General features: G+C 65.3%; 14 protein-coding genes and 2 riboswitches. Of the genes, 1 reads left to right on the top strand and 13 read right to left on the bottom strand.

What is annotated here, in order from left to right; genetic code table 11:
* Nucleotides 1-3: 3 nt before the first annotated feature.
* Both AC1DYS_RS09070 and AC1DYS_RS09065 read right to left on the bottom strand, forming a co-directional pair.
* Nucleotides 4-1,023, bottom strand: a complete 1,020-nt coding sequence (locus AC1DYS_RS09070; RefSeq protein ID WP_477898181.1) for a fatty acid desaturase family protein — start codon at nucleotides 1,021-1,023, stop codon at nucleotides 4-6.
* Nucleotides 1,024-1,089: 66 nt separating this feature from the next.
* On the bottom strand, nucleotides 1,090-2,139 hold the full coding sequence (locus AC1DYS_RS09065; RefSeq protein ID WP_477898179.1) for an ABC transporter substrate-binding protein: 1,050 nt from the start codon (nucleotides 2,137-2,139) through the stop codon (nucleotides 1,090-1,092).
* 53 nt (nucleotides 2,140-2,192) lie between these two features.
* A riboswitch (guanidine-I (ykkC/yxkD leader) is annotated at nucleotides 2,193-2,312 on the bottom strand.
* On the opposite strand from AC1DYS_RS09065, the gene AC1DYS_RS09060 reads away from it, so the two are divergent.
* Nucleotides 2,301-2,555: a hypothetical protein gene (locus AC1DYS_RS09060; RefSeq protein WP_477898177.1), complete on the top strand. Its 255-nt coding sequence runs from the start codon at nucleotides 2,301-2,303 to the stop codon at nucleotides 2,553-2,555. It overlaps the preceding riboswitch by 12 nt.
* On the opposite strand, the gene uca is transcribed toward AC1DYS_RS09060, so the two are convergent.
* From uca to AC1DYS_RS09005, 11 genes are all read right to left on the bottom strand, one after another.
* Nucleotides 2,525-6,145: an urea carboxylase gene (gene uca, locus AC1DYS_RS09055; RefSeq protein WP_477898175.1), complete on the bottom strand. Its 3,621-nt coding sequence runs from the start codon at nucleotides 6,143-6,145 to the stop codon at nucleotides 2,525-2,527. The genes AC1DYS_RS09060 and uca overlap by 31 nt on opposite strands.
* Before the next feature lie 88 nt (nucleotides 6,146-6,233).
* The gene (locus AC1DYS_RS09050; RefSeq protein WP_477899597.1) at nucleotides 6,234-6,896 is read right to left on the bottom strand and encodes an urea amidolyase associated protein UAAP2; all 663 of its coding nucleotides are present in this window, start codon (nucleotides 6,894-6,896) and stop codon (nucleotides 6,234-6,236) included.
* A gap of 38 nt (nucleotides 6,897-6,934) precedes the next feature.
* Nucleotides 6,935-7,717, bottom strand: coding sequence for an urea amidolyase associated protein UAAP1 (locus AC1DYS_RS09045; protein ID WP_477899595.1), 783 nt, complete (start codon nucleotides 7,715-7,717; stop codon nucleotides 6,935-6,937).
* Between the two features lie 16 nt (nucleotides 7,718-7,733).
* On the bottom strand, nucleotides 7,734-8,588 hold the full coding sequence (locus tag AC1DYS_RS09040) for an ABC transporter ATP-binding protein (RefSeq protein WP_477898173.1): 855 nt from the start codon (nucleotides 8,586-8,588) through the stop codon (nucleotides 7,734-7,736).
* A gap of 5 nt (nucleotides 8,589-8,593) precedes the next feature.
* The gene (locus AC1DYS_RS09035; protein ID WP_477898171.1) at nucleotides 8,594-9,412 is read right to left on the bottom strand and encodes an ABC transporter permease; all 819 of its coding nucleotides are present in this window, start codon (nucleotides 9,410-9,412) and stop codon (nucleotides 8,594-8,596) included.
* 66 nt (nucleotides 9,413-9,478) lie between these two features.
* Nucleotides 9,479-9,586: riboswitch (guanidine-I (ykkC/yxkD leader) on the bottom strand.
* Nucleotides 9,587-9,724: 138 nt separating this feature from the next.
* Nucleotides 9,725-10,411, bottom strand: coding sequence for an ABC transporter ATP-binding protein (locus AC1DYS_RS09030; protein ID WP_477898169.1), 687 nt, complete (start codon nucleotides 10,409-10,411; stop codon nucleotides 9,725-9,727).
* Complete coding sequence (locus AC1DYS_RS09025; RefSeq protein WP_477898167.1) at nucleotides 10,404-11,660, bottom strand: lipoprotein-releasing ABC transporter permease subunit; 1,257 nt, start codon at nucleotides 11,658-11,660, stop codon at nucleotides 10,404-10,406. Before AC1DYS_RS09025 ends, AC1DYS_RS09030 begins: the two co-directional genes overlap by 8 nt.
* Nucleotides 11,661-11,759: 99 nt before the next feature.
* The gene (gene folE2, locus AC1DYS_RS09020; RefSeq protein ID WP_477898165.1) at nucleotides 11,760-12,569 is read right to left on the bottom strand and encodes a GTP cyclohydrolase FolE2; all 810 of its coding nucleotides are present in this window, start codon (nucleotides 12,567-12,569) and stop codon (nucleotides 11,760-11,762) included.
* Nucleotides 12,570-12,676: 107 nt separating this feature from the next.
* Complete coding sequence (dxs, locus tag AC1DYS_RS09015; RefSeq protein WP_477898163.1) at nucleotides 12,677-14,575, bottom strand: 1-deoxy-D-xylulose-5-phosphate synthase; 1,899 nt, start codon at nucleotides 14,573-14,575, stop codon at nucleotides 12,677-12,679.
* An 84-nt stretch (nucleotides 14,576-14,659) separates the two neighbouring features.
* The gene (locus AC1DYS_RS09010; protein ID WP_477898161.1) at nucleotides 14,660-15,547 is read right to left on the bottom strand and encodes a polyprenyl synthetase family protein; all 888 of its coding nucleotides are present in this window, start codon (nucleotides 15,545-15,547) and stop codon (nucleotides 14,660-14,662) included.
* Nucleotides 15,544-15,786, bottom strand: coding sequence for an exodeoxyribonuclease VII small subunit (locus tag AC1DYS_RS09005; RefSeq protein WP_047484006.1), 243 nt, complete (start codon nucleotides 15,784-15,786; stop codon nucleotides 15,544-15,546). The genes AC1DYS_RS09010 and AC1DYS_RS09005 overlap by 4 nt, the downstream gene beginning before the upstream one ends.
* Nucleotides 15,787-15,808: the final 22 nt, after the last annotated feature.

Raw genomic sequence — 15,808 nt, 5'->3', positions numbered from 1 at the left:
AGATCAGACGGCCGTGAGGAACGACACGCCCACCGCGCCCAGGAAGGCATCGGCGCGGCCCGGCGAGCCGTGGGGCGCGACCGCGCCGTAGTCGTCGGAGATCACGCGCTTCACCCGGTTGACGTGAAAGCTCTTCAGCAGCGCTCTTACCGGGATGACCTGCACATAGTCGTCGCCATAGAGCTTGCGGTGGTATGCCGGCAGCCGGTACCACGGCAACGTGGGCCGCTCGTGGTGGGCGTTGTGATAACCGAAGTTCAGCCACAGCAGGTTGAGCCAGAAGCTGTCGATGCCGACGACGTTGCTGAAAGTGTTGGCCTGCTCGTAGGCCGCATCGCGTAGCTTGTCTTTCGGGATCGGCGTGTCGTCGAGGATGGGATAGGCGTCGTAGGTGTGCTGGAAGCAATCGGCAAAGCGCAGCACGGTGATGAACACCATGTAGGCCGCGAAGTACAGCAGCAGCGCCTTGAGCGACAGCCAGCCGAGCAGCGCAAACGCAGCGACGCGAACCAGCGCGATGCCGATGATGCGCAGCCGCCGTTCGCGCTTGCGCTCGTTGATGAATGGCAGCGAGATCACATAGGCCCGCATGATGAACTCGACCGCCGGCACGTAAGCCCACTCGAGTGCCAAGACAGTGTTGCGAAACCAGGCTGGCGAGCGCAGCAGAAAGCCGCGCGCATCGAAGGTCAGCACGTCGGCCCGCTCGACGTGGTGGCGCATGTGCTTGCGGCGCAGGTCGGCAAACGGTGCGAAGCAGCTGCCATTGATCCACGTCATCAGCGTGCCCCAGCGGGCATTGACGTTCCCATCGCGAAAGATCGCCATGTGGGCGAACTCATGGATGAAGTACGCCGACCACACCAGCGTCAACACCACCAGCACGAAGCCGAGCGCATTGAGCCACCACGATGGCAGCACCAGCAGCGCCACGCCGAGTGGCCAGCCGAGCAGCGTGAAGGCGAGCGCGGCGATGTTCGGTGCTGCGCCATCGGGGTAGCGAAAGGTCTGCGAGATGCTCATGCGAACCTCTTGTGAACCGGACCGGTGAGAGCGGATTCCTCGCCGGGAATCCGCCCCGCGATGAGCTTACTTCTTGACCAGCGCGTTGACGAACTGCGCGTCCATCGTGCTCGCTGCGGCAGGCACTTCCTTGATCTGCCCCTTGGCCTTGAGGATCTCGCCGATGATCTCGCCGCTGGCGTAGTAAGACGTCGTCTCCTTCGCCTTGACGAAGGCCTTGGGCATCTCGGCCACGGGAATGTTGTACACGCCGCTCAGCTGTTCCTTGACCTCCTTGGCCGACACACCCATAAACTTGCCGATGATCTTGTTGGCCTCATCGGGCTTGGCCTTCATGTAGGCCAGCGCGTCGACGTAAGCCTTCATCACGCCGGTGATGTCGGCCGGGCGTGCCTTGATGCCCTTCTCGTCGAACACCAGCACGTCGGCGATCAAGCCTGGCGCCTGCTTCGATGAATAGACCACGTGGAACTTCTTGCCGCCGTCTTGCCCAACGATCTGCGACAGGCTGGGCTCGTAGGTCACGCCGATGGGCATCTGGCCCGAGGCCATGGCGGCCGGCACCGCTTCAGGCGTCATGTTCACCGAGGTGATGTCCTTGTCGGTCAGCCCGTTGGTCTTGAGCGCGTACGACAGCAAGAAGTCGGACGGCGAGAGCGGATTGAAGCCGATCTTCTTGCCCTTGAACTCCGATACCTTGGTGATGGCCTTGCCCGCCACGATGGCGTCGCCGCCGTTCGAGTAGTCGATCGGCATCACGACCTTCTGCACCGAGATGCCGGCAGTCTGGCCGACCACCTGGTCATAAGTGAGCATCGCGCCATCGATCGCTCCACTGGCAAGTGCGGACGGGATCAGCGCCGGGTCGGTGAAGACCTGCAGCGAGACCTTGAGGTTGTACTTCTTGTAAAGGTCGAGCGCGTCGGCAACATAGAACGGGCCGTAACCGATCCAGATCACGGTGCCGATCTTCATCGTCGCAGGGCCAGCGGCAAATGCCGAGGCTGCAACCATGGACAGCGTCAGGCCGGCGAGCGGCTTGACCAGCGAGGCGACCCAGCGGCGGAAGGGCGACTGGGCACCGGGGGTACGGGCAGCGAGGCGAAGCGATTGCATGAGAGGGCTCCTGAATGATGGGACGTGCGCAGGAAGAGACGATCAAAACGTCGCTCTCCCGGGCTTTTATCCCTCCGTGGAGCCTCGATGCAGGGGCCATCGGGGCCGGGACACTCTCGGACCAGCCACCGACGAACTCATGCTCGCCGATCGGAACCCTAGTGCCCCTGCGCAAGAGCTTTGCGAATGTCTTGCGACATCCGAAACCGCTCTACCTGCGCAGGGAGTTGAGCAAAGCGCATGCCAAGGTGCTTTGCAGAGATCACGCGTTCGATTCGCCGATTGAGGGCGAGAGTGCGCACCACTGGTCCGGCTTGGTGCGCGGTGTTGCACCAAAGCGCATCGACGCATTGCGCTTCAAGCTGACGCACGCCATCACTCCGGATTACGCGGGATTCATCAGCACCAGCGCCTGACCCGCAGTCACCGGCTGGCCGGCGCTGCACATGAGCCGCTCGATGCGGCCGCTGCACKGCGCGTGGACGGTGATCTCCATCTTCATCGACTCGACGACAACCAGCGCCTGGCCGGCGGTCACCACATCGCCGGCTTTCACCAGCACCGCCCACACGCCGCCCGAGACCTGTGAGCCGACGACTTCGCCATCGAAGTTCGCTGCGATGTTGGACGCGGTTTCGTCGTCCACTGCAGCGGCGTCTTGCGCGGCCTCGGACAAACCCGCGATGCGCCAGCGCTCACGCTCGTCCTCGAACGCGGCCTGCTGCGTGCGCTTGAACCACTCGATGGATGGTGCCTCGTCGCGGAGATATCGCTCGTAGTCCGACAACCGAAAGCTGCCCTCTTCCACACGCAGCGAAGCGCGCCCGGCGATGAAGTCGCGGCGCAGTGTGAGCAGCTCGTCGGCACTCACCGGATAGAAGCGGATCTGGTCGAAGAATCGCAGCAGCCAGGGCTTGCCGGGCTCGAAGTGCGAGGTGCTGCGCCAGCGGTTCCACATCTGCACCGTGCGGCCGACGAACTGGTAGCCGCCCGGGCCTTCCATGCCGTACACGCAGAGGTAGGCACCGCCGATGCCCACCGCGTTCTCCGGCGTCCAGGTGCGCGCCGGGTTGTACTTAGTGGTGACGAGCCGGTGCCGCGGGTCGAGCGGCGTGGCCACCGGCGCGCCGAGGTACACGTCGCCCAGGCCCAACACCATGTAGCGCGCCGCGAACACGATGTCGAGCACGGCCTGCTGGTCAGCCAGGCCGTTGATGCGGCGGATGAACTCGATGTTGCTCGGGCACCAGGGCGCGTCGGCACGCACCGACTGCATGTACTTGTCGATCGCGAGGCGGGTGGCGGGGTCGTCCCATGACAGCGGCAGCCATACGGTGCGGCTCGGCACCTCGATGTCGGCCGCGGCACCGAGCTGGTCCTGCGCTGCCAATAAGTGGTCCAGCAGATGGGGCAGCGGCAGCTGCGCGCCGTCGTAGTGAACCTGCAGCGAGCGGATGCCCGGCGTCAGGTCGACGATGCCGGGCAAGCGCCCTTCTGCGCGCCAGGCTTCGAGCAAGGTCATCAGCGCGTGCACTTGAAAGCGCAGCGTGAGGTCGAGCTTCAGTTCACCGAACTCGACGAGCACATACGCATCGCCTGCGCGGCGGTAGACGACCTCGACGCGGTCACCCGCAGCCGGCGTGCGGTGAAGCACCGCGGCATCTTGAGGGCGACTCTTCGCAGGCGGCAAGGCCAAGGGCTGAACGGGTTCGAGCCGCAGCGCGGCGTCCTGCGCCTGTGCCAGTGTCGTGGCCTCATCGAGCGTCATCGGCTTGAAGCGCACGGTGTTGCCGGGCGACAGCTGCCCGAGCTTCCACAACTCGGCCTGCACAACGGTCGCAGGGCAGACGAAGCCACCGAGGCTCGGCCCGTCGGGGCCGAGGATCACCGGCATGTCGCCGGTGAAATCAATCGCGCCGATGGCGTAGGCGTTGTCGTGGATGTTGGACGGGTGCAACCCGGCCTCGCCGCCATCGCGTCGTGCCCAGGTGGGCTTCGGCCCGATCAGGCGCACGCCGGTGCGGCTGGAGTTGTAGTGAACCTGCCAGTCGGTGGAGAAGAAGACGTCGATGTCTTCCGATGTGAAGAAGTCGGGCGCTGCGTGCGGGCCGATCAGCACGCCGATGTCCCAGTGCGTTGCGATGCTCGGTGCCAGTGCAGCGGCCGCCTCGGCCGTCATGGCTGCAGATGGTATTGACGTGCCGACGTGAAGCACATCGCCCGCGCGCAGCAAGCGCCCGCCATGTCCGCCGAACTGGCCGAGCGTGAAGGTGGAGCGGCTGCCGAGGTACAGCGGCACGTCGATGCCGCCGTCGACTGCCAAGTAAGCGCGGCAGCCCGCACCGGTGAGCCGGCCGATGCGCAGCGTCTGCCCCGCACGCACGTCGATCCGCGTGTTCATCGAGACGGATGCGCCATCGAGCGTCAACTCCATCGGCGCGCCAGTGACAGCCACGCGCTGGTCGCTGCGAAAGCGCAAGGTCGGCCCGGCGACGGTGATCTCGAGCGCCGCATCGCCCGGGGCGTTGCCGACGAGCCGGTTGCTCAGGCGCAGCGCCAGCGCATCCATCGGGCCCGAAGGCGGCACGCCGACATTCCAGTACCAGAGCCTGCCGGGCCAGTCTTGCACGGAGGTCTGCACGCCGGGGCTGAGCACGTCGAACGCACGGCTTTCGGCCGTGAACGAAGCGAGGCTGCGGGTGGTGTGGCGGCCCTCGGCGAAGGGCGCGAACGACATCACGGCGCGCAGGTAATCGAGGTTCGATTCGAGGCCGGCGACGCGTGTCTCGCTCAAGGCGCTCGACAGCTTTGCGAGTGCATCGGCGCGGTCGCTGCCATGCACCACGAGCTTGGCCAGCATCGGGTCGTAGTGCGAGCTGACCTCGGTGCCGCGCTCGATCCAGGTGTCGACACGGATGCCGGGCGGAAAGACGACCTCGGTCAGCACGCCGGTCGACGGCTGGAAGTTCTTGGCCGGGTCTTCGGCGTACAGCCGGGCCTGGATGGCGTGGCCGCGCGGCTCGACTTTCATCGACGCCAAAGGCGCCAGATCGCCTGCCCCAAGCTTCACCATCCACTCGACGATGTCGATGCCGGTCACCGCTTCGGTCACACCGTGCTCGACCTGCAGCCGCGCATTCACCTCGAGAAAGAAGAACTCCTGCGTCGCGGCGTCGACAACGAATTCCACCGTGCCCGCCGAGCGGTAAGACGCAGCCTGTGCCAGCCGGCAGGCCGTGGACAACAGGGCCTCACGCACATCGGCGCGCAGATGCGGTGCGGGTGTTTCTTCCACCACCTTCTGGTTGCGCCGCTGCAGCGAACAGTCGCGCTCGCCGAGCGCGATGACATGGCCAATGCCGTCGCCGAACACCTGCACCTCGACGTGCCGTGCATCGCTGATGTAGCGCTCGATGAACACGCCGCCATCCGAGAAGTTAGCGTGCGCCAAACGTCGCACCGATTCGAATGCGGCGCGCAACTCGTCGGCACCAGCGCACATCTGCATGCCGATGCCACCGCCGCCCGCACTGCTCTTCAGCATCACCGGGTAGCCGATGGCCGCGGCGCGTTCGAGCGCTTCGCCCAAGTCGGCCAGCAGGCCACTGCCGGGCAGCAGCGGCACGCCCGACGAATCAGCCAGTGCACGTGCGGTGTGCTTGAGCCCGAAGAGGCGCATCTGCTGCGGCGTGGGCCCGAGGAACACGAGGCCGGCGCTCTCGCAGAGTTCAACGAAGGCCGCGTTCTCGGACAGGAAGCCGTAGCCGGGATGAATGGCCTGCGCACCGGTCTTCAATGCCGCGTCGATCAGCGTCTGCATCGAGAGGTAGCTCGCGCTCACGGCGGCCGGGCCGATGCACACCGACTCGTCGGCCATCGCGACGTGCAGCGATTCGGCATCGGCTTCGGAATACACCGCCACCGAGGTCACGCCCATGCGCTTGAGGGTGCGGATGATGCGGCAGGCAATCGCACCGCGGTTGGCGATCAGGACTTTGTTGAACATGACGACGGTTCAGTGAAGGCAGGTCGTCCTGCGGATCGAGGAATGCGCGTCGGTCGTCCGACGGGCGAAGCGGCCATCCAAGGCCATCTCAGGCCAGGGCGTCCCACACCAGAAAGCGCACCGGCGTCGGGTTGAAGGCGTTGCAGGGGTTGTTGAGTTGCGGGCAGTTGGAGACCAGCACCACCACGTCCATCTCGGCGCGCATCTCGACGTATTTGCCGGGTGCCGAGATGCCATCTTCGAAGCTCAGCTTGCCTTGCGGCGTCACCGGCACGTTCATGAAGAAGTTGATGTTGGAGGTGATGTCACGCTTGGTGAGGCCGCTGGGCGTGAGGCTCGCCGCGTCACGCGCGATGGCGGTGAGAAAGTTGTCGCGGCAGCTGTGCATGTAGCGCTTCTCGAGCGCGTAGCGCACGGCGTTGCTCTCGCAAGCACAGGCACCGCCCAGCGTGTCGTGGCGGCCGCAGGTGTCGGCGACGATGGTGAGCAGCGGTCGGCCTTCGCTCGACATGATCCGCGTGCCCATGCCGAGGTACAGCGCACCCTGCGCCTGGATGGTGTGGGTGAGGCTGTAGCGCTCGCTCGGGTCGGCCGCGTTGTAGAACAGCGCATCGACGGCCTGGTTGCCTTCGAGGTCGGTGATGCGCAGCACCTGGCCCTTGGCGACGCGACCCATCCACGGTTCACCGGCTGCGCAGACCTGGTCCAGCACAGCATATTCAGGCTTCAATGCGCTCTCAACGATTTGTATCGGCATGGCGTTCTCTTGATGTGCGTGGGTGAGAGCGTTCAAAGGAACCATCGCTCGGTGTTGATGAAGCCGCGGTCGTTCTCGGCGCAGGAACGGCGGCAGACGTCGTCGGCACCGGCTGTGCCGGAGCGCCAGGCGGTCACCTGCACCGGCTTCGGGTCGTAGGTGGGCGCAGGGTCGAGCGGATGCTGCGCAGCCGACAGCACGACGAGCGCATTCATCTCAAAGCGGAGGTCGACGTACTGGCCGGGCTGGCGGTGCGACGCGTCGAAGCGCAGCACACCGTCTTCATCGGCCGCGGCCTTGCTGAAGAAGTTGACGTTGGCCACGAGGTCTCGTTTGCCGAGGCCCCACTTGCCGAGCTCGATCAGCATGCCATCGCGCCCGTTGCGGTGCATGGCGTTGCGGTGTTCCTGGTAACGCGCTTCGCCGTACTTGGCTTGCGAACGCTCGTCGTCGAGCAGGCCACACACGGTGTCGTGCCACCCGCAGCTGTCTTCAGGGATGGAGCACAGCACGCGGCCCATGTCGGAGTACAGCGCATGGCCGCGTGTGAGAAACGCGGTGTGCTGCGCCTTCACGGTGTCGGGCATGTTGTAGCGCTCGGTCATCAGCTCGAAGTTGAAGAACAGCGCCGACAGATTCGCCGCACCGTGTGTGTCGGTGAAGCGCAGCGTGGTGCCGCGGTTCACTCGGCCCGACCAATGGGCGCCGCCGGGAATGGTGTCTTCCCAGAGCACGAGATCGGGCGAGAAACGGGTGGAGGTGTCGGGTACTGCCGCGCGGGCAAGTGCCGTCAGGTTGTCGAAACTGGTTTGCATGGTGGTCATGGGGTGATCAGAGCGCCGAGCTTCGTGCGCACAGCTTGTCGAGCAATTCGAGATCGGTCGCCATGCCCGAGCTCTCGCGGATGCGCGCCAGGATCTCGGCCTTGAGCTCGCGGAACGGCGCGGTGTGCTTCATGTCCTGGTCACGCGAGCGCGGCAGCGGCACCGGGTAGATGCTGTGGATGCGCCCGGGGCGCGGCTCCATCAGCACCACGCGCTGGCCGAGGTAGATGGCCTCTTCCACGTCGTGCGTGACAAAGACGATGGTGGTCTTCTCGATGCGGTGGATGTGCAGGATCATGTCGTGCATGACCTCGCGCGACTGCGCGTCGAGCGCACCGAAGGGCTCGTCCATCAGCAGCATCGACGGCCGGCCGAGCAAGGCCCGCGCAATGGCTACGCGCTGCTGCATGCCGCCCGAGAGCTGGTTGGGGTACGAGTTGGCGACCTTGTCGAGGCCGATCAGATTCAGCAAGGCATCGGCGCGGCCGGCCGCGGCTTCGACGTCGGACGATGTGATCTCGCCACGGTTCGCCTTGAGGCTGCGGCTGAACTTGATGTTGCCGAGCACCGAGAGCCAGGGGTAGAGGCTGTAGTGCTGGAACACCATCGCGCGCTCGGCACCGGGGCCGTCGATCAACTTTCCGTCGCAGTAGGCCTCACCGGAGGTGGCGTACTCGAGCCCCGCGAGGATGCGCAGCAGCGTCGACTTGCCGCAACCGGATGCACCGACCAGCGTGATGAACTCGTTGTGCTCGACCGAGAGGTTGACGTCTTGCAGCGCAGGCGTGCTGCTGGCACTGCCGTCGTAGACCTTGCCCAGGTGGCGAATTTCGACTTTGCTGGGGACGATTTCATTCTTCATGGTGCTTATCCCCGGCGGTGCATGTAAGGGAAGGCCCGGCGGTGCAGCCACCGGAAGGCCTGGTCCATCAGCAGGCCGATCACGCCGATGAGAATGATCCCGCCGAAGATGGTGTCGGTCTTGAGGTAGCGCTGGGCCTTTAGGATCGAGTAGCCGATGCCTGAGTTGGCAGCGACCAGTTCGGCCACGACGAGGTAGGTCCAGGCCCAGCCCATCGTGATGCGCAGCGTGTCGAGAATGGCCGGCTTGGCCGACTGCAGCAGCACGAGGCGGATGATCTCTTCACGCGAGGCACCCATGGTTTGCGCGGCCTCGATCTGCGCGCGCGGAACGAGGCGCACGTTCTCCGCCACCATCAGCACCATCTGAAAGAAGGTGCCGATGAAGATGATCGAGATCTTGGCGCTCTCTTCGATGCCGAACCACAGCATCACCAGCGGAATGAACGCGACCGCCGGCATGTAGCGGATGAAGTCGGTCAGCGGCTCCAGCAAGGCCTCCACCGGGCGGAAGGCGCCGATCAGCAGGCCGATCGGCAGCGCCAGCACTGCCGACAGCAGGAAGCCGATCACCACGCGGTAGATGCTGATGCCTGCGTCGGTCATCAGGTCGTCTTCGAGCAGCCAGGTGTTCAGGCGCGTGAACACCTTCATCGGGCCAGGCAGGAACACGGTGTCGACCCAACCGGAGGCCGACAGGACCGCCCAGAGGGCAAGGGGTACGAGCAGCCCGATGGCCGCGAACATCCAGTACTGGCGCCGCGACAGCGCGCCGGCGATGACCCACAGGGACGGTCGTCGAGGTGACGAAGGGGGTGCAGACACGGCGGGCTCCTGAAGTCGTGAGACTGTTCGTGAGACAAAAACGCGAGAGGCAACGGCATGACCGCTTCCTCCCGGGCTTTTGTCCCTCCGTGGAGCCGCACTTTCGTGTGGCCGACTGCTCTCGGACCAGACAGCTTCAGTTGCCTGAAGCTCGGAACCCTAGCGGTCTTTGCTGATCAGCGATCGCACTGCATGCGTCGCCTCTCTCGAAGATCAAGCGAGCAACTTCGGTGCCAGCGCTGCAGCGGCGTGCCGTGCCTTCATACGCACCAAGATCGAGAAGCGCGCACCACCGTGAGGCGGCGGCTCCAGTCAGGCCTGAAGCCGACCGAGATTGAGGTGCAACACGCGGTCGCAGCGAACCGCCAGCGACTCGTCGTGCGTGACCATCACGACGGCCATGTTCTGCTCGCGAGCCAGGCCCAGCATCAGCTCGAACACGCCGTTGGCCGTACCGCGGTCTAGGTTGCCGGTTGGCTCGTCGGCCAGCACACAGGCGGGTCGTCCGGCCAGTGAACGGGCGATGGCGACGCGCTGGCGCTCGCCGCCCGACAACTGCGCCGGCCGGTGGTCGACACGCCCCGCGAGGCCCACCTGGGCCAGCACCGCCTGCGCCTGCGCGCGGGCTTCGGGCTTGGCCACCCGGCGGATGCGCAGTGGCATGGCCACGTTGTCAAGCGCGGTGAACTCGGGCAGCAGGTGGTGGAACTGGTAGACGAAGCCGAGTTGTTGGTTGCGCCAGTCGCCCTGCGCTGCAGGGCTCATCTCGGAGAAGTCGCGGCCGGCCAGGCGCACCTTGCCCTGCGTGGGCGCCTCCAGCCCGCCGAGCAGGTGCAGCAGCGTGCTCTTGCCGGACCCCGAGGCTCCGACGATGGCCACCGTTTCACCCTGCTGCACGGTGAGGTCCACGCCCTGCAGAACGTTCACGTCGAGCCCGCCTTCGCTGAAACGCTTGTGCAGGCCTTTGGCCTCGATCACCACACCCTTGGCTTCATTCATAGCGCAGCGCCTCGGCCGGCTGCACGCGGCTTGCGCGCCAGCTCGGGTACAGCGTGGCCACGAACGACAAGACCAGCGAGATGAGTGTGATGGGGAGGATGTCGGCCGATTGCGGCTCGCTCGGCATGCGGCTGATGAGGTAGATGCTGCTCGGCAGGAAGCTCGTGTGCAGCGCCGATTCAATGAAGGGCACGATGACGTCGATGTTGAAGGCGATCAGCAGGCCGAAGAGAACGCCAGCCAGCGTGCCGATGACGCCAGAAGCAGCGCCCTGCACCATGAACACGCCCATGATGGAACGCGGGCTCGCGCCCAGCGTGCGCAGGATCGCGATGTCGGCACGCTTGTCGGTCACGGTCATCACCAAGGTGGAGACGAGGTTGAACGCCGCCACCGCGACGATCAGCGTCAGGATGATGAACATCAGCCGTTTCTCGAGTTGCACCGCGGCGAACCAGTTGCGGTTGGTGCGCGTCCAGTCGCGCACGGCCACCTGCGGGCCAAGCGACTGCGCCAGCTCGGCGGCCACGACCGGCGCCTGGTGCAGATCGGTCAGGCGCAGTTGAATGCCGGTCGGGCCGTCCACGCGAAAGAGCCGAGACGCATCGTCAAGATGGATCAGCGCGAGCGTGCTGTCGTACTCGTAGTGGCCTGAATCGAAGGTACCCACCACCGTGAGCTGCTTCAGCCTCGGCACCACACCGGCCGGCGTGACCTGCCCACCGGGCGCGACGATGGTGACGTTGTCGCCTTCTTTCACGCCAAGCGAGTGTGCGAGTTCGATGCCGAGCACGATGCCCCAGCTGCCGGGCGTGAGCTTGGCGAGCGTTGTGTTCTTCAGCTGTGCAGCGAGGTCGGTCACCGTGGCCTCGTCGTTCGGCGAGATGCCGCGCACCACGGCTCCGCGCATGTCGTCGCCGCGTGCGATCAAGGCTTGTGCAGCAACGAAGGGCGCTGCGCCGATGACCTGTGGGTTCTGCCGCGCCTTGGCTGCCGTGGCTTGCCAATCGGTCAAGCCGCCACCCATCAGGTCCGACACCTCGACGTGAGCCACCACCGATAGCATGCGGTCGCGCACTTCTTTCTGGAAGCCGTTCATCACCGACAGCACGATGATCAACGCTGCCACGCCGAGCGCAATGCCCAGCATCGACACGCCAGAGATGAAGGAGATGAAACCGTTGCGCCGACCGGCGCGACCGGCGCGCGTGTAGCGCCAACCTATCTGTAGTTCGTAGGGCCAGTTCATAAGTGCGCGGATGCTACCTGAGCAAGCAACAGCCGCGGAACCGGCTCTGCAGGGGCCGCTGGTTGGTGCCGATGGGGGCAGGAGCGAAGCGCCTGCGGGCTAGCGTTCTATGCGTGCGTAAGCAGAGTGGTTGTGGATGGACTCGAAGTTCTCCACATCCACGCTGTAGCGGCCGATTCGCTTGTCGGCGTTCAGCAGCAGCGCCACATCACGCACCAGGTCTTCGACGAACTTGGGGTTCTCGTAGGCGTGCTCGGTGACCCACTTCTCGTCGGCTCGCTTGAGCATCGGCCAGATTTCGCTGGAAGCCGAGTCTTCGGCAAAGCGGACCAGTTCGGCCCACGACACGTCTTGCAGCAGCTCGGCGCGGATGGTCACGTGCGAGCGCTGGTTGTGCGCGCCGTAGTCGGAAATTTCCTTGGAGCACGGGCACAGCGACTTCACCGGCACCACCACCTGCGACCACACCACGGCCTGGCCGTTGCGTGATTCGGCAACCCAGCTGCCTTGGTAGTCGAGCAGGCTCTCGAGGCCTGACACCGGCGCGCGCTTGCGGATGAAGAACGGGAAGCGTACTTCGATGCGGCCTTCAGTGGCGTGCAGCTTCTCGAGCATGGCTGTGAAGTGCACCCGCAGCGAAGCGGCATCGAGCGGCTCGTTCAGCGCATCGAGCCAGGCCACGAAGCGCGACATGTGCGTGCCCTTCTGTTCGGCCGGCAGCGCCACGTCGAGGTCCCACACGCCGATGCTGGGCTGCGTGGTGGTGCCGGTGCGAAGCGTCAAGGGGTAGCGCACATCCTTCACGCCGACGCGCTGAATGGCCAGGTGCCGCTCGTCGCGCTCGCTTTGCGTGTCGGGAATGTGCAGCGTGTCTTTCAACGCGTTCTTCATGTCGGTCATGTGATTCATAGCAACCTCTCAGCCGCGTGCGTGGCGGTCTGATTCCACTGTCAGGCTCGAGAGGATGACAGCAATCGAAGCGCCCTGCCGCCCAAAGGGCTTGGAGACGAGACTTCCTAACGACTGGCCGCGGGCCGCAACAGCGCAGGCCGTGCACCGAAGCGCTTGAGAATCGATTGCTCGATGCCCGCAGCGTCCAGGCCACACAAGCTGAGAAGCTTGGCGGGATCTCCATGCTCGATGAACTCATCGGGCAAGCCCAGACTCAACACCGGCACCTCGATGCGGGCGGCTTGTAGTGCCTCCATCACGGCACTGCCTGCACCGCCCATGAGGCAGCCTTCTTCCACCGTGACGATTGCATCATGGCTGCGCGCCAATTCAGTCACCAGGGCGACATCCAGCGGCTTGATGAACCGCATGTTCGCGACGGTGGCGCCCAGATTCTCTGCGGCTGCCAGGGCCGGATACAGCATCGTGCCGAACGCAAGGATGGCGATACGTTCACCCTGGCGGCGCACTTCGCCCTTGCCCCAGGGCATGGCCTCGAGCGTCGAGTCAACGACAGTGCCGGCGCCTGCGCCACGCGGATAGCGCACGGCGGTCGGGTGGTCTTGGCGGAAGGAGGCCGTGAGCGCCTGGCGGCATTCCTTCTCATCGGCCGGCGCGAGCAAGCTCATGCCCGGAATGCAACGCAGGAAAGCGATGTCGTAGGCGCCCGCATGCGTCGCTCCGTCGGCACCCACCAGGCCCGCGCGGTCGAGCGCGAAGACCACCGGCAAGTTCTGGATGGCGACGTCGTGGATCAGCTGGTCGTAGGCGCGCTGCAGGAAGGTCGAATAGATCGCCACCACCGGCTTCATGCCCTCGCAAGCCAGGCCCGCAGCAAAAGTCACGGCATGCTGCTCAGCAATGCCCACGTCGAAATAGCGCTTCGGGAAACGCTGTTCGAACTCGACCATGCCGGAGCCCTCGCGCATGGCCGGCGTGATGCCGATCAGGCGCGGATCGGCTTCGGCCATGTCGCACAGCCACTGGCCGAACACCTGCGTGAACGTGGTCTTGGGCGGCGTGGTCGGCTTCTTCAAGCCTTCGGCGGGGTTGAACTTGCTCGGGCCGTGGTAGGCCACCGGGTCAGCCTCGGCGAGCTTGTAGCCCATGCCTTTCTTGGTCACCACATGCAAGAAGAGCGGGCCCTTCATGTCGCGCAGGTTCTCGAGCGTGGGCACCAGCGAATCGAGGTCGTGACCGTCGATCGGGCCGAAATAAGTGAAGCCGAATTCCTCGAAGATGGTGCCGGGCACGACCATGCCCTTGGCGTGCTCCTCGAAACGGCGCGCCAGCTCGAACAGCGGAGGCGCGTTCTTCAGCACCGTCTTGGCGGTGTCGCGCGCAGCGGCGTAGAACTTGCCGCTCATCAAACGGGCCAGGTAGCGGTTGAGCGCGCCCACCGGTGGCGAGATCGACATGTCGTTGTCGTTCAGCACCACCAGCATGTTGGCCTGCCCGATCCCTTCATGCACGTAGCCGGCGTTGTTGAGCGCCTCGAAGGCCATGCCGGCGGTCATCGCGCCATCGCCGATCACGGCCACGGACCGCCGCTCTTCGCCGCGAATCTTGGCGGCAACGGCCATGCCGAGCGCTGCCGAGATCGAGGTGGACGAATGCGCCGTGCCGAAGGTGTCGTACTCACTCTCGCTGCGCCGCGGGAAGCCTGACAACCCGCCGATCTGCCGCAGCGAGGCCATGCGCTCGCGCCGGCCGGTGAGGATCTTGTGCGGGTAGGTCTGATGGCCCACGTCCCAGATCAGGCGGTCGTCCGGCGTGCTGAACACATGGTGCAGCGCGATCGTCAGCTCCACGGTACCGAGGTTGGACGAGAGGTGGCCGCCGGTCTGCGACACGCTTTGCAGCACGTAGTCGCGCAGCTCCACGGCCAGCTGCTTGAGCTCAGGCCGGGACAGTCGGCGCAAGTCGGCCGGGCTCTGGATGGTGTTGAGCAGGTCGTGGTTCATGTCAGTGCCGACTGGCCGCCGCAAGGAACCGAGGCGCCCTTTCCGACGGGCAGTGAACAAAGTGACCGTGGGGTCGTTTCATTATTAGCTCTCCCTTTCCACCACGCGATCGGCCAGCTGGCTGAGCCAAGTCACGTCCTCCAGACCACTGCGGGCCAGCGCCGCGTGTGCGTTTTCCCGCAGCTCCCTGGCGTGGCGCCGGGCGGCTTCGAGGCCGAGCACCGTCACGTAGGTCGGCTTGTTGTTGTGCATGTCCTTGCCGGCCGTCTTGCCCAGTGTTTCAGAGGCCTGGGTCACGTCGAGGATGTCGTCGACCACCTGGAACGCCAGGCCCACCGCGTCTCCGTAGTCGGCCAATGCCTGCCAAGCCTGGCCAGCGCAATCCCCACAGGCCGCACCCATCAACACGCTGGCCTGTAACAAGGCTCCGGTCTTGCGGTGATGCATGTCGCGCAAGGCCTGCTCGTCCAGTGAGACACCGATGCTGGCGAGGTCGATCGCCTGGCCGCCGGCCATGCCGGCGTGGCCTGCCGAGCGGGCCAGCAGCGAGCAGAGACGGGCTTGCAAAGCAGGCTCCACACCTTCGTCGGGCGTGAGCACCTCGAAGGCCAGCGCCTGCATGGCGTCACCGGCCAGCATGGCCTGTGCTTCGCCGAACTGCACGTGCACCGTGGGCTTGCCACGGCGAAGCACGTCGTTGTCCATGCAAGGCATGTCGTCGTGAACCAGCGAATACGCATGGATCAGTTCCACGGCGCAGGCGGCGCGCAGGGCCGCCTCATTGGGGCCATCGACTGCTTGTGCCGCTGCGAGCACGAGCAGCGGGCGCAAGCGCTTTCCGCCGTCGAGAACGCCATAGCGCATGGCCTGGCCGAGTCCGGCGGGTGCCATGCCCGGCACCCAGGCCGACAGTGCCGACTCGACGCTGTCGAGCTGGATTCGCGACCAGCTATCGAAATCGACCTGCGTCATTCCTTTTTCCACGGCTTCAATTGACCCTCTTCAAGCACCTTGACCTGCGACTCCACGGCTTGCAGGCGCTCGCGGCAGTAGTTCAGCAGATCGGCGCCACGCTTGTAGCTCTGCAGCAGGCCGTCGAGGGGCAGCTGGCCGCCTTCCATGGCAGCCACCAGTGATTCCAGTTCGGCCAGGGCCTGTTCGTAACTGGCGGGCTCGGGGCTGGTGATCGGTGCGATAGGTGTACGGGCCATCTTGCGAAAGTAAAGAGAGGAT

The sequence above is a fragment of the Rhizobacter sp. P2_G4 genome, assembly GCF_056403575.1.
This window is presented reverse-complemented; position numbering and strand designations above follow the sequence as displayed.